The 14,657-nt window shown below is 37.3% G+C and carries 10 protein-coding genes; 1 reads left to right on the forward strand and 9 read right to left on the reverse strand.

Translation table 11 applies throughout. The features are described 5' to 3' along the window. The first annotated feature begins 20 nt into the window (after positions 1 to 20). Positions 21 to 2,123, forward strand: a complete 2,103-nt coding sequence (locus ACZ5R4_RS05945; RefSeq protein WP_464368191.1) for a methyl-accepting chemotaxis protein — start codon at positions 21 to 23, stop codon at positions 2,121 to 2,123. A 117-nt stretch (positions 2,124 to 2,240) separates the two neighbouring features. On the opposite strand, the gene ACZ5R4_RS05950 is transcribed toward ACZ5R4_RS05945, so the two are convergent. The 9 genes from ACZ5R4_RS05950 to ACZ5R4_RS05990 form a co-directional block, all read right to left on the reverse strand. Continuing rightward, positions 2,241 to 3,506, reverse strand: coding sequence for a hypothetical protein (locus ACZ5R4_RS05950; protein WP_464368192.1), 1,266 nt, complete (start codon positions 3,504 to 3,506; stop codon positions 2,241 to 2,243). A gap of 27 nt (positions 3,507 to 3,533) precedes the next feature. Continuing rightward, positions 3,534 to 4,175 carry a YesL family protein gene (locus tag ACZ5R4_RS05955; protein ID WP_109984919.1) on the reverse strand — a complete coding sequence of 214 codons (642 nt, stop codon included), beginning with the start codon at positions 4,173 to 4,175 and terminating at the stop codon, positions 3,534 to 3,536. A 23-nt stretch (positions 4,176 to 4,198) separates the two neighbouring features. Further along, entirely contained in the window at positions 4,199 to 4,891 is a 693-nt protein-coding gene (locus ACZ5R4_RS05960) for a DUF1961 family protein (protein ID WP_054861272.1), read from the reverse strand. 71 nt (positions 4,892 to 4,962) lie between these two features. Then, positions 4,963 to 5,841: a carbohydrate ABC transporter permease gene (locus tag ACZ5R4_RS05965; RefSeq protein ID WP_109984921.1), complete on the reverse strand. Its 879-nt coding sequence runs from the start codon at positions 5,839 to 5,841 to the stop codon at positions 4,963 to 4,965. Between the two features lie 26 nt (positions 5,842 to 5,867). Next, positions 5,868 to 6,821 carry an ABC transporter permease gene (locus ACZ5R4_RS05970; RefSeq protein WP_109984922.1) on the reverse strand — a complete coding sequence of 318 codons (954 nt, stop codon included), beginning with the start codon at positions 6,819 to 6,821 and terminating at the stop codon, positions 5,868 to 5,870. 250 nt (positions 6,822 to 7,071) lie between these two features. After that, the gene (locus tag ACZ5R4_RS05975; RefSeq protein ID WP_109984923.1) at positions 7,072 to 8,601 is read right to left on the reverse strand and encodes an extracellular solute-binding protein; all 1,530 of its coding nucleotides are present in this window, start codon (positions 8,599 to 8,601) and stop codon (positions 7,072 to 7,074) included. A gap of 224 nt (positions 8,602 to 8,825) precedes the next feature. Next, positions 8,826 to 11,390 carry an exo-rhamnogalacturonan lyase family protein gene (locus ACZ5R4_RS05980; RefSeq protein ID WP_109984924.1) on the reverse strand — a complete coding sequence of 855 codons (2,565 nt, stop codon included), beginning with the start codon at positions 11,388 to 11,390 and terminating at the stop codon, positions 8,826 to 8,828. Positions 11,391 to 11,502: 112 nt separating this feature from the next. Beyond that, positions 11,503 to 12,126, reverse strand: coding sequence for a rhamnogalacturonan acetylesterase (locus ACZ5R4_RS05985; RefSeq protein WP_054787445.1), 624 nt, complete (start codon positions 12,124 to 12,126; stop codon positions 11,503 to 11,505). A gap of 12 nt (positions 12,127 to 12,138) precedes the next feature. Beyond that, the gene (locus ACZ5R4_RS05990) at positions 12,139 to 14,652 is read right to left on the reverse strand and encodes a glycosylhydrolase-like jelly roll fold domain-containing protein (RefSeq protein ID WP_109984925.1); all 2,514 of its coding nucleotides are present in this window, start codon (positions 14,650 to 14,652) and stop codon (positions 12,139 to 12,141) included. Positions 14,653 to 14,657 lie beyond the last annotated feature (5 nt).

Genomic DNA, 14,657 nt, shown 5'->3' on the forward strand with positions numbered 1-14,657 from the left:
GGAAAAATTATGATAGAATCATGTCTAAATTTAAGAAAGTTAAGGTGAAAGATCAATGGAATAATCTAAAACTGAAAATAAAAAAAGACCGAAATGGAATTAAGGAAGTTAGCCATTCGAGTGTTCCCAAAAAGAATTCAATCGGTTCGGTCATCTTGTATAGAATTTTAGCAACCGTTTTAATAAGTGTCCTAATCGTTGGAATTTCTTCTTACATCATATCAAACAATATCATTAAGGAAAAAGTAACCGATGCCACAGAGCAAACAATGGTACAAGCAGGAGATAAAATAGATTTTATGATGGAAAGTTATCGGGATCGAGTGACAGAAATCTTAATGGCACCTAATTTTAGCAATACACTTTCCCAATTAGATAAATTTGAAGATCCAAACAGCTTTGATTATTTTTCATTAAGAAGTACGATTGATGATGCATTAACACAAGTTACAATGGTGGATGGAAATGTTAGCTTGTACCTTGTGCATACCGAGAAGGAACGAGTCATTTCTTCTACACAGACATTGGATGAAGAAACCTTAAAAGATAGTAGCTGGTATCAAAAAGCATTGGAAGCAGATGAGGCAGTAGCATGGATTGGTGGTACCGAAAATGGAATTACGGGAACTAATGATAAACCGACGGTAACATTCGGACAAAGTTTACAGATTGGTGGCCAAAATTACATACTTTTTGTCGAATTAGACACAGTCGTCTTTGAGGAAGCACTTCAGGATGTAACCGTCGGGGAAGATGGATTAGTTTATCTCGTTGATCAAAACAATGAGATCGTTTTCTCTTATGATGGGGATGAAATTACAAAAGAATACCCTTATCCGATTCAGTTGGACTCTGATAAGCATGTGAGTGAAAAGGATGGCGAATTAATTTTTCAAGATTCTTCTGGGATCACCGATTGGTATCTAGTTGGATCTGTTTCGGAAGCTGATTTGACGAAAGATACAAGAGTTATCTTTTATGTAACCCTTGCCATCATTGTTCTTTCCTTACTCATGTCTATATTTATTGCTTCACGAATGGTGAAAAAGGTTGCTACACCGCTAGCTAGCATATCCAATCTAATGGCCGAAGCACAAAATGGTGATCTACGTGTTAAGTCTATAGATACAGAACGAAATGATGAGATCGGCGTTTTATCAAGGAGCTTTAATGATATGCTTCAAAATATTGCTGAAATGATGGACCAGACAAAGCTATCAACAAGTAAGGTTTTAGCAGCTGCTATCAGCCTTCACGATATTTCTCAAACACAGTCACAATCAGCTAAGGAAGTAGCTGCTGCTTCTGAGGAAATCGCTAGTGGTGCAACAGGATTAACGGATGAAGCGGAAAAGGGAAACACACTTGCTGCAACAATCCATGATGAAGTAGAAAATGTATATGGAAATAATGTAGAAATGGAGAATTACGCGATTGATGTATTAGAAAGAAGCCATGAAGGGTTAGAAAAAATGAATGAGTTAGTTCAAAAAACAAGAGACAGCGAGGAAATGACCACAGCACTTGTGGAAAAAGTTGACGCTTTAAAGACAAGCACAGAGCAAATTAATGATGTCATGCTTATGTTAACGAATATTGTCTCTCAGACGAATCTACTCTCATTAAACGCTGCGATTGAAGCAGCAAGAGCTGGTGAAGCTGGTAAAGGATTTGCTGTAGTCGCAGACGAAATTCGAAAGCTATCTGAACAATCTAAGCAATCCATTGACAAGGTAGATGAAATTACTTCTAGTATTGTCCATGAAGTAAATGATACTTTAGGTGTTTTACAGGAAGCAAACCCTAGATTCAAGGAACAGGTTTCCCAAGCAGAAGAGACGCAAACCATCTTAAATGGTGTTGGTAGTAATATGGCTGCCTTTACAGGTAAGATCCAACAAATTACCGAATCTATTCAGCAATTACGTGATTCTCAAGAGGTGCTAACTTCTACGATTCATCAAGTAAGTGCAACAGCAGAACAATCCTCTGCAATAAGTGAGGAAGTGTCCGCAACTACTGAGGAACAATTAAAAGTAAGCGAATCATTAGTAACAACATCAGATGAGTTAAAAATATTATCAGAAGAATTACAAGAGATGATGAAAAAATTTCAAATATAACTTGACGGGGATCAAAGGAAGGCTCTAATCCTATTAACGAGAAATATACAAAGAACACATATTACTTTTTTACAAAAGTAAATGTGTTCTTATTTTTTAATTCACTAACTACTTTTCTCATATATACTCCCCACCAGGATATAATGTTTGGGAATATAATCTTTTACTCTGTGTTTGTGTTTTTCCATTTTTCTTTCTTAGGTCTAGTTTACTACTTCCATATATATAGGCAGCCTGCTGATCATAAACAATAACCTGGTTGCGATTACTACCAATTAAATCACCATATACGAGATAACCATCGATTGGAAAGGTAGTAATTACATTTTGGTAACCATCATATATGGTTGGAAGAACATTGCCACCACGTCGATAAGCTAGAATATAATCGAGACCAACGTCATCCCAATTTTCGATTGTTTCTATAATCGTTAACCAGCCTCCAGTATCTCTATTTTCCTTCCAAATCTCTTTCCCATTAGCATCTAATAAAAAAATACCGTCCTTCCCATCTGAATAATTGGAACCTCGAACGATTCGATCCAGTCCAGCAACCTGTAAGCCAGGATAATCGTGACGAAACTTACCTAAACATACATGCTGTGATTCTATTGATCCATTATATCTCCATAATTCATTTCCTAAGCAATCATATAAAACGGTTACACTACCTCCAATCACTAACTGATAATGATCAGCGTCTGGTTGCACCTTGCCTACCCATATACAGTCGGCGTGATCCTCAAGCTCCTGACAGGACCAGACTATCTTACCAGCTGCATTCAAAAAATCATAGCCTGCCATTATTTCATCTTTTCCATCTCTATTAAAATCAAATGCCCATGGAAAGTGCCCGATATTCCCTTCGTGTGTCCAGAGAAGCTCCCAATTACTACTTAACGCCCACATCTGCTCATACCTGTTCTTTAGAATAATATCATTTGGAAAGGCATTTCCTGAAATATTGGTAATAATGATGCAATCATGCGCATCCTCACTTGGTAAAGGAAGCTTTTTCTTTACCTCTCCTGTTTTGCCATCGATAATGAAAAAGCTCTTTTTCATTATAAAAAGAACCTCGTTATTTCCATCACCATCTATATCATAAATTTGAATCGGATAGTCACTACCAGGGCCTCCAGGTTGGTCTGTTGGTGCTCCAACCTGCCATAATTCATTACCTTCCAAATCAAAGGCCGTCATTGATTCTACTTGATGCGGTTCATATCTATCGTCAATACCACCATTTGGCTGTACCATCAAAATGTCTAATCTACCGTCACCTGTTAAATCACCTAGAAACATTTTGCAATTTTTCCCTGCTGAAGAAATATCCACTCTTCCAAGTAAATAAGGCATAGACAATTTTTTATCAACCGTCATATGGCATTCCCCTCCCTATCCCTATTATTATGCATTACTTTCCTGCATTTGCTCTTGTCTTAATTCTAAGCGAATAAAAGTTCGATAAGCGATCCACATAATGACCAAGCTAGATAAGCTAGCTCCGAAGAAAAAAATAAATACAGGAAGTACAAAATATAGATAATATAATGTTAAACAAGCAGCAATTAAATAGATTGTTCTAACTGGTGAATAGAGCGCAATCAGAATAGCGTTTTTGAAATATAAATATAACTTATTCTCATAATGAACATACAACGGAAAAATATAAAGCAGCATTATCCCATAAACAATTGTCACAACAATAAATAATGTTTTCATCAACTGTTGTAACCATTCTCGATCAAGCTGTAAGAAATTCAAGTTAACATAAAGCATATAGCCGAATACAAGTAAAAGAATGCCAATTGCATTAGCTCGAAGAAACTCTTTTTTGTATGTTTTATAAAAGAGCTTAAATACCCGAATTCCATCCTCACCCATCGACCATTTCCTGAATACCGTAAACATGGCAACAGTACTTGGTCCAATACCGAACACGATGAAACCCACAAGTGTAAAACAAATCCAAAGAAAATTGACATAGAGTAACAGAAAAACAGTTTCTCCGAACATATAAAATTTACCAATTAAACCTTCATTCTGCATCCTATTTCACCACACTTTATTCACTAGTTTATCATCGCATGACTAACTGACAAATTCGCATAAGCTGCAACCATTGGTGCCATTTGTCTAAAGCCGATTCTTCCACCATGTAAAATCGGCCCAAAGCTACTCCCATCATCTTTCCATTCCAAAATAACCATGTTATTAATAGAAAATTGAACATATTGCTCATATTTGACTAATTGCATGAGATATGGTGAAACGGCATCATCGACCGGTGGCAATGGCTCTGCTGCTTGGGTAACTAAATGAAATCCATTACTTTTACGCAAATTACACGTTCTAAAAGCTCGTTCATCTGGATGCTTATGACGGAAATAGGACAGATGCAATGCATTAATAGCTCCTGAATGATATTGAGGATAGTACCCTGTACGTTCTGGTAATGACTTGTCGAACAAATCCTCTCCATTTCGTCCTCTCGCAGCAAAAAACAGCATACATAGTCCTGGTTCTTTGATTGGATAGAACTCCCATTTTATGACTACTTTATCAGGGATTTCTACTGGACACCATAATACCCAATGAGCATGATCACCATATTCCTCTGGATCTAATTTGTTTTCTAACAATAATTTATTTTGCCAGGTTTTCGTTAATACCTCACCTTCTCTTACCCAATCCTCAACAGATTTTTCTCCAGCTAATGTGTTAGTGTATATGGTTTCACCAGCTTTAAAAGAAATATTTTGCATATGGTCCGCCTCCTTGCCAACTATCTTTTGTAAAAAAGGGTGGGATATTTACACTTATGCATGAGCAAATTTTATCCTTTAACAGATCCTAACATGACTCCTTTTGCAAAGTGTTTTTGCAAAAATGGATAGAATAATAGAATAGGAACGGTGGCAATAACAATGACTGCTAATTTAACCGATTCTTCTGGTGGTTCGTATAATTGTGCCTCTTGTAGATCACCTACTCCTAAATTGGCTACCATAACTAATTGTTGCAGTAACAATTGAATTGGCCATTTTGTTGTATCCGTAATATAAAGAAGGGCTTGAAAAAAATCATTCCAATAAAATACAGCATAAAACAATGTAAAAGTAGCAATAACCGGCTTCGATAAAGGTAGCATCACTCGCCAAAATGTTTGAAATTCTGTACAACCATCGATCTTGGATGCATCCTCTAGTTCCTTTGGTAATTGTTGAAAAAAGGTTTTTACAATAATTAAATTAAATGGATTAATCGCTAATGGTAATATCAACGCCCAATAAGAATCTAATAATCCTAAGCCTTTCACAAGTAAATAAGTAGGAATCATTCCTCCACCAAATAACATGGAGAAGAGAATAAGATTTAAGATTAGATTTCTGCCAACCATTGTTGATCTAGAAAGTGGATATGCCATCGTTAATGTTAACACCATACTCACAGCAGTCCCCACTACTGTCACAAGGATAGAAACTCCTAAACTTCTAATAACAGCATTAGTCGAGAAAATATAATTATAGGCATTTGTGGTAAAATCATTTGGTATCAGAAAAAAAGATCTTGTTGCCAATTCCGTCTCTGAGGCAAAGGAGCCAGCTACGACATATAGAAATGGGATCACTGTGATGATCGCAACAAGTGCTAAAAAAATATGGTTAAAAATATCAAACACCCTACCTGGGCCTGTATTATGCATGCGGTGCATTTTTAATACTCCTCTCCTGGTTCTCGTTAAAATAAACCATTCTGTCCAAGTTTTTTCGCTAATCGATCAGCCCCAACAATTAGTACAATACCAACTACTGATTTAAACAGCCCAACTGCGGTACTATAACTAAATGCACCTTCGGTAATACCGACAAAGTAAACATATGTGTCAAACACATCCGCTACACTTCGATTTAGCGAATTCGACATTAAGTAGATTTGTTGGAAACCTGTATCTAAAAAGTTTCCTAATCTTAGGATTAATAGAATTACGATGGTACTCCGCAATGCTGGTAACGTAACATGCCAAAGTCTTCTAAAACGACCTGCACCATCCACAATTGCAGCCTCATATTGCTCCTGATCTACACTTGCTAATGCCGCAAGAAAAATGACAGTTCCCCAACCAGTTTCCTTCCATATAATTTGTCCAATAATCATTGGTCTAAACCAATCAGGACTTGATAAGAAATTGACTTCTTCACCGACGAATTTGGCTAATAACTCATTCACTACCCCACCACTTGTTGTTAAAAATACATAACTGATACTTGCAATAATTACCCATGACATAAAGTGAGGTACATAAACTAATGTTTGAAGCGTTCGTTTATAAAAACTTAGACGTATTTCATTCAACATCAATGCTAAAATAATTGGTGCTGGAAAGAAGAATATTAAATCATACAACGCCAAAATAAATGTATTTCTTAATAGACGTAAAAAATCAGGATTGGTAAAAAAATACTTAAAATGCTCTAGTCCTACCCACTCACTGCCAAGCACACCCAAAAATGGAGAGTAGTCCTGGAATGCAATCACAATTCCCCACATCGGTATATATTTAAAAATGATAAAATAAGCTAATCCAGGCAAAATCATAAAATAAAGCCATTTCTCTTTTAATATTTGATTCCATTTACTTTTTTTCTTTTTAGTATCTAAAGTATTTAACTTACTTTGTTGGACATTTTCCATCTAATCCCCCTCTTAACATTATTGTTGTAGACAAATTCGATCCACCTGCTTCAATGCAACTAAAATTAATCTCTAGTTGAAGGGACTAAATAAGGGAAATCCGAACAGTTCTCAATCAGGAAATTATTCGGATTCCCTATTTAGTTATGCCCTAGTCACTTTGTCATGTGTAGGAATTCTAGACATTGTCAGTAATTCAAAGTCATTACACTCACTCTCTTGCCTTAAGAGATCCTGCGCAATTTATCGATCACTTTTGAGCTTCTTGATGTAATTGATTGATTTCGTCAATATAATCGGTACCACCAGATTGTTTCCAAAGCTCAACAGCTTCCTCCAAACCAGATTCATCAATTTGGCCAACAATATATTTAATACGTGCATCTAAAATAATATTGTCAAGCTGTTGTCCTTTTTTAGAATATACTTCGGAAATATACGCCTCTGCAGGGTTACCGACCACAATATCTTCATTTTCTAGCTTCAATTGCGTTTCTAATTCACGTAATGGTGTGGACTCAGCTGTTAATGATTTAGGCTCTGGGAGGTACATCAACATTTGATTAAACCCATCAACTTCTGCTTTAAGTGCAGCATCCTCGTTGATGTTTGATTGGTATACTCCATCTACTATTTCATAATGGCGACCCTCAATACCATTTTCAGCAAGAATTTGTGCTTCTTCATCATTCATTTTGTCAAGAAAGTCGAGAACCTGCTTTAATTCTTCTTCTGATTTAACCGATGTTTTGGAAACTGAGAGCATGCCTGAGTAACCAGAAGTTGGTAAATTATGCAGTCCAGTTGGACCTTCTACCGCTTTAATGACTGTAATTGGATCTGTATTGTTAGGCTCTGCTTCAATAATTTTTTCTTGAATACGGTGGCCTTCATCCAATACATTTACTTGCACACCAGCTTCTCCTCCAATAACTGGCTCTGACCATTGAGCAGGGTCCATTACAGCAAAGTCTTCATTTACGAGACCTTCATCGTAAAGCTTCTTAAAGAAGTTTAATGCTTCTATATAATTGTCATCCATAAAGAATGGATATAGCTCACCATTCTCATCCTCGCCCCATTTGTTCGGTACACCGAACCATGTTTGCATCACATCCCAAGGACCTTCATATTTAGAGACGACCATACCATAAGTATCATCTTCTCCATTTCCATCAGGATCCTCTTCAGAGAAGGCTTTTAACATGTTATAAAATTCGTCAATCGTTTTAGGTTCTTCTAACCCTAGGTTTTGTAACCAGTCTTTTCGGATAATAACTCCATTTCGACCTAAATCACGTGAACGGTAAATCCCATAGATTTTTCCATTAATCGAACTATTATTTAAGACAATTTCATTAGTTTGACTTAGATTAGGATAATCCTTTAAATATGGACCTAACTCCCAAAACGCCCCATCCTCTACTGCACTAATAAAGCTCGGAGATTTATTCGGAACATACATGACATGTGGCAGGTCACCAGATGATAAAGTAATGTTAAACTTATCTTCTAAATTACTATTCGGTACCCATTCCATCGTAATTTCCTTATTTGTATAGTCTTCAATCTCTTTTAACACCGGACTATCATCTGTTGGGGGTTCGGTAGAGAAGGTTGGAACAAACACTCGCAAATGCATTCTATCCCCTGCATCATCCCCACCTGATTCGCCTTCCTTCTTTTGACCAGATGATTCACTATTACTACATCCAGTAATGATTATCATCATAAATACAAATAAAGCCATGCATAAATAACGGTAATTTTTTGTTTTCATCTTGACCCTCCTTCAATTTACTCACATAACTGACATGGATATGCACCTTTTTCACTCCACTTAAAATAGGTACCCCTCCTTTTATTTAGTTGTCCAGGTGCAAACTTCCTTGTCGTTAAACCAAATATAAAACGCTTACATTTTTCCTACAATATTCAATTTTTGTCCATTTTAATCTCATTGCTTTTATCTCATGGCTATCAATACTTTTCACCAGAAAATTATCATTTTATTTCTGATTTAATACTTTTTTGCAAGGAACTTTTTGGTGGATAATCCTTCAATAATTCAAGGCATACTATCACATTTATCGACCATTGCGAAATGGTATTCGTTGTCACCCAAGGAATTTCATTCAAGGTTTTCCAGCTCGTTACTTTATGCTCTACTATTGGTAATGGCGTGTGATTTTGTTTAGGATCTAACAATAATCTCCATGCTGTTTGTGCTAATTCATGATTCTTTTTTCTTCTCGCTGCATATGCGATCATTGCTGCGGAAAACATTGGCCAATTAAACATCTTATTATGAAGAATGCCACTAGTTCTGTCTTGTTTTTCTTGGTCAGAGAGTGCATAAAATTCCCCAAACTCTGCGAGCATCTCTTTCCATACTTCATCATCTAACAATTCTGCAAGCTCCATCCACACTTGGGGGGCACCAAAGGCAATGATCATATGGAAACCACCTTTGTTGCCATCACCTATATGAAAAAGATGGGATGTTTCTGGGTTATAACCGTATGTTGGGCCAGACAACAATCGAAATGGTGTACTCTTTATATCCTCTATGCCTGTAATGATTTTTTGGAAGTAGCTCTTATCCTCGCTGCGTTCCCATTCACATAACCAGTTAGAACAAAATGCTGCCCAGTCAGGACCTACCCGAGTATGTGTTGGGTGTTCATCCTTCGGATAGAATTCACGCATCGGATCCAGCTTTACGGTAGCTTCATCGGCATCCTTGAAATCTTTTAAAATTTCACCTGTCCGTTCATCAGCTGTTAAGTAATAATAAGTTTTATATAAATTTGCCATACTAATCCGGGCTTCCTTACAACCACATCCCCAATGAACAACATTATGTCGAGAGCCTAATCCTTTGTATTCCCCTAAATGATAACAATCCACCTCACTTGTATGTCTAGTCATTGCCTCTGCCATTTCAAAAACAGCTGGATCACCTGAGCGGAGAAAGGCATACCATAACCAAATGTTAGGGGCTAGTTCCGTGTTTTGCCATGCAAAGCCACCTAAATCATAACGCCATTGATGACGCACTGGATCATATGTATGCATCACATCGCCATAATTCCAAAAGCCATACCAGCTTCGTTGATCGATTTCCTTTCGATAAAAACGCAATGCTTTTTCAAGCTCCCTCTCCAGAAAACTTGAGAATTCATTTGACTTATCTGGCAAGCTCCAAACTCCAGTCGCCTTCGTTTGATAATAATAGGCTGGATCACATACTAATAAATTTGTATTCTGCCAAGCCAAGGCTTTTTCAAATAATTGATGAGTAGATGGGGTAGATGAGTAAAGTGACAAAAACAGCTCATTCGTATTCGCAATTCCAATAGGCGATGCTCTCATTTCTTCAAAGCCTTCATAGGCACTCTCCACATGGGTTTCGTTACTATAATGACGAAGATCCATTGCCTCACTATCTGGCGACCATAACCAACAGATAATGGATGATGTGTCCTTCGTTAGACCTTTTACTTCAAGGGAACTCGGGAACTTTTGCCAAAATTTTTTCTGACCGATCGCAATACCCCCACTATCGCCACCTGCATATAACAGGCCTTGCGAACGACCACCATGTAACACATCAATCCATGCATTTTCTTTTTCTCTACGTTTCATAACTTTATAGTGAACAGCACTATCTTGTATTAGCTTGAAATCATTCCATGTAGCATTTCTTTTCACCAATTTTTTTAAGTCAGGTGTATCGTCTAAATTCACTTGTTCATTCTCAATCTGTTTTTTAAATAGTCCATCTGCATTACGGTATTTTCTAGTTAATAATAATTGTCCTGGTTCGCTATATACTCCTTCATCCCCCGCCATTTGCACATGCCTTTTCCATGCTTCCCCTGTGAAACTAGTTGTTATCTTTAATCCAATTCCTTTTATATAATAACGATCTGGATCACTATCATGAATGATCGTATGCACTATTTTGAGATCAGATAAATCACGATAGATAGATAGTCTGACAATAAAAGGTAGAAAACGCTCGCCAGCTTTTGTGTAATGAGCTCCTTTCACCTTTATAACAGTGCGAATCTCTCCTTTATTTTCTAGCTCGATTTGCTCAATATGTCCGATAGCCATCGTGTGTGAGATAACTAAATGATCTCCTTGTTCCTCTCGCTCTTCTACCAATGTTTCTAAAAAACCTTGATATGATTGACTATCCTTTTCTAACTCAAGCATCTTAGCACCTTTTGCATAAACGGTACATACCATGGTTCCATTACGGATAATCATTTTATCCTTTTTTTCCTCCACTACAAGACCTTTGCTTTCAAAAGGTACCTTATCCGTAGAAAGGGACAGGCTTTGTTCCTGACTTAAGTTCGCGGAGTGTGCCGTCCATTTCACACTTCCATCAGGCCAGTAGGCGAGAGGCCAGGTTTGGTGTGGTAGCATTTCTTCATGCTCATTGAGCAAGGTTATAGCTTGATCTCTATTTATTTTACCTTTTGGCCACGGGACCCCCCATGTAATATTTGTTGGTATATTCGGTTTTTTTGTTAACCATTTAAGGTCTAGTTTCATTTTTTATTCATCCTTCCCATTCAGTTTATAAACTATTTTCTTAGACGTTTCATTTAATAAGAAACTCCCCATACTGAATAAGTACGGGGAGAGGCTTCATCAGTTGATATGGTTATGCTTCTATGATTAATTGTAAGGAGCTTGAGAGGATCTTTGCCATTTGTTTTGCACCTTTTTCAGTAAAATGCGTGTGATCGGTTCCATTTATGTCCACCATATAATACGTGGTTGCTTCTTGTATCCCCACTTTAGTCAGATGTTGAACGGAAAGCTTCATTAAATCGATCACATGACATTTTTCCTCTTCACCTACTTCCTTCATCGCATTACAATAATCCCCAAAATCTACTAAAAACTCTCCGTTTACGTAGTGTAGGCGAGAAACTGGTGTCAACAATATTGGTATTGCGTGATGTTTTCTTGCTGTATGAATATATTGCTGTAAAAATTTCTTATAATCCTTATACGCTTCTGTATAACGCTCTGGCTTTTCCTTTGTCGAATCATTATGGCCCATTTGTATTAGTAGATAGTCACCTTCTTTCAATTCATTTGCAATAACTTCTAATCTACCTTCCTGAATGAAGGTTTTAGAGCTCCTACCTCCGATTGCGTGATTGATAACGGTACAATCTTTCAAAAATTGTTGTAAAAACTGCCCCCATCCAGCCTGTGGGGCCTCTTTTCTGTCATAACTCTGACAGGTTGAATCACTCGCCAAAAATACCCTGTTCATCTTTTACACCCTTTACTCGTCATATATTTTCCCAAGCACTTTAACTGGCCCGATTAAGCCTGATGGCAAGTGCTGTTTATCCATTTTCACTGCACTATTATTGGTAATTCGTATGTTAAGGGAATTTTCCCCGTTTACTAGACTTTCCCCGGGAACATTAACCTTATAAGGAGGCCACATTTTCACTACAGGTTCACTATGATTAAGGGAAACCTCTGCTATTTCATAAACTTCCCCCAAATCAATAGTCACTTCATCTACCTTATCTCCCTGATAGTCGAAAACAAACGGATATGTCATCGTTCCTGAAAAGTATTGTAAACCATCCGTTTTACTCCAGTCAGAAAGTGTTTGCTTATCCCAGTATTCTAATTTATTGGATTCTGGTTGTAATCTTGGATTTATCTCGATCCATTTTGCTGGTCGTGCTTCCTTCTTCCTTTCTCTCTCTCCTTGACTAGAATCTACTATCCAGATCACTGACTCTCGATACGGAAGCTCTAGCTGATATTCTCCATTAGTTGTTGCCAATTTCTGTCGTGAACCAGTCCACGGATTCCACTCTTCAACTGGGAAATCATTCGAAAATTTAATCGTTCCTTTATAAAGCTCCTCGCCTTCGTTTGTCATAAAGTAAAATAATTGGCCTGATTTATTCCCTTTCGTTATCCGAATATTCGGACATTCATTAGAAAGCTTTGCATATCGATAATGGGAGAAATAATGATGGATTGATGCTAGATCATCAGGTGAAACAGTGATAATATCAGGCATGCTCTCTGCTTTACTTTTAGTAGTCACCCAATATACCTTTCCACCATTTTGGGTGAATTTGGTTAAGGTTTGCTTCACTGCCTGATCCACTTCTAGCCATTTTTGTTCATCTATAACGACAGCTTGATAAGAATAATTACCAATGTTCAAACGATCACCCGAAATCATGATCTTTTCCTTAGTAAATAAAGATTCATGCAAATAATTAAACTCTATTTGGTGTTGAAAAAAATATTTGGCCATTTTCCATGGTAAATGGTTATTCGATGCTAATATCGCAATTTCCGCTTGATTGACACTATCTGTCATTAACCAGCTTACACGTTTTATATAAGTACTAAAAAAATGGTAATATGGCCACCATGCATTATTTGGTCCTACATCTGGTGGACGCTCATGACTTCTTTCTCTACCCTTTATAGAGTAATAGAAGGCATGTGGACAAAATAAGTTAACACCTCTAACCGCAAGCCAATCTGTATACCATTTCATATCAGCCGCAGATAAATTCCAGGAATTATCAACACCACATACTCCTAGATACTCATTTAAATTTCGACGACGATCAAAATGTCTAGCAAGATCTGCCCCACATTTTCCGGCTGTAGAATGTTCTCCTATCAATCCTTTTTCGTCTTCAGGTGCTACCCATCTCCACACAACATCCTGGCCTGGAATAGTAAAAGGCTCAAGAAGCTCTATATCATCGCTTTTGGCAGGATGACCAGTAAGATGAAGGTTATTTTGTTGACACCAATTGGCAATAGGTATGTAATACGTCTCCATTAATCGTTTATTTACGGCTTTTTCATATTTTTGACGAACATCATCTGTTTTTTCACCGACAGAAAAAAATAATCCAAGAAGATCCTCCACATGTACTCCCTCTTGATAAACATACCTTTCAAAATTGTTCGTCCAAGCAATACCTCCTGACTGAGCGTTTCTTCCAGTTATGTCGGGTTCGTCAGTAAACATAGCAAAAATTGTCCCTCCGAAATATTCTCCTACCACTTGCCGATATCGCTCATGAGTAATCTCCATAAAACTCTCTACAGCTTCGGGGTTTAATAGGTCAGCAGATCGAGGCGCATTAACTTCCCCATCATCTTGATTGGCATGTATTCCTCGAATCGTTCCGAATGTATAGCTTTCTATTAAGGCTATGCAGCGGTAATCTTCCTTATTGCGTTGGTTAGTTTGAAAGAATTGATCCATCACTTCATTTGGAATAGTAGCAATATTCTCTCGTAATTGAATGATCTGAGCATTAAGTGGAAAAATACAGCTAATTTTCTCTGGATTATAGTCTTGATCAGAATCTTTACACGCCAGGTACACTGCTACAATTCGATCCTCCGGTTTTAATGGTATTTCCACTGTGCTATCAAATATGTCTGTCTCCAACGCATATAATCCTCTACTTCCATATTGAGGATTCTTCTCGACTACTTTTCCATTGGCTGCTCCTGAAGGATACATGGCTTCATCATATAAGATAACATGCATGCCTCGTTTGTCTGCTTCCTCTACAGCAAATTTTACATAATCCATAAATTCATCGGATAAATAGGGGGTATTATTAGGAATTCCTTTACGTGGGTGTAGCACAAAACCTTCTACACCTTTAGACTGGAAATCGATTAATTGTGACCGCAATTTACTTTTATCAAGCTGGTCATTCCAAAACCAAAACGGCATGGCTGAAAATTCTGTATCAGGCTTCAAAAATTGTTGATAAGAAAAACCCATATTTA

It is taken from the genome of Gracilibacillus sp. JCM 18860 (assembly GCF_055395245.1).

Bases quoted from the DNA above. Each gene is read 5' to 3' on its own strand.
- ACZ5R4_RS05955 (WP_109984919.1), bottom strand. From the start codon at position 4,175: ATGCAGAATGAAGGTTTAATTGGTAAATTTTATATGTTCGGAGAAACT.
- ACZ5R4_RS05960 (WP_054861272.1), bottom strand. From the start codon at position 4,891: ATGCAAAATATTTCTTTTAAAGCTGGTGAAACCATATACACTAACACA.
- ACZ5R4_RS05965 (WP_109984921.1), bottom strand. From the start codon at position 5,841: ATGCACCGCATGCATAATACAGGCCCAGGTAGGGTGTTTGATATTTTT.
- ACZ5R4_RS05945 (WP_464368191.1), top strand. From the start codon at position 21: ATGTCTAAATTTAAGAAAGTTAAGGTGAAAGATCAATGGAATAATCTA.
- ACZ5R4_RS05985 (WP_054787445.1), bottom strand. From the start codon at position 12,126: ATGAACAGGGTATTTTTGGCGAGTGATTCAACCTGTCAGAGTTATGAC.
- ACZ5R4_RS05980 (WP_109984924.1), bottom strand. From the start codon at position 11,390: ATGAAACTAGACCTTAAATGGTTAACAAAAAAACCGAATATACCAACA.
- ACZ5R4_RS05950 (WP_464368192.1), bottom strand. From the start codon at position 3,506: ATGACGGTTGATAAAAAATTGTCTATGCCTTATTTACTTGGAAGAGTG.
- ACZ5R4_RS05970 (WP_109984922.1), bottom strand. From the start codon at position 6,821: ATGGAAAATGTCCAACAAAGTAAGTTAAATACTTTAGATACTAAAAAG.
- ACZ5R4_RS05990 (WP_109984925.1), bottom strand. From the start codon at position 14,652: ATGGGTTTTTCTTATCAACAATTTTTGAAGCCTGATACAGAATTTTCA.
- ACZ5R4_RS05975 (WP_109984923.1), bottom strand. From the start codon at position 8,601: ATGAAAACAAAAAATTACCGTTATTTATGCATGGCTTTATTTGTATTT.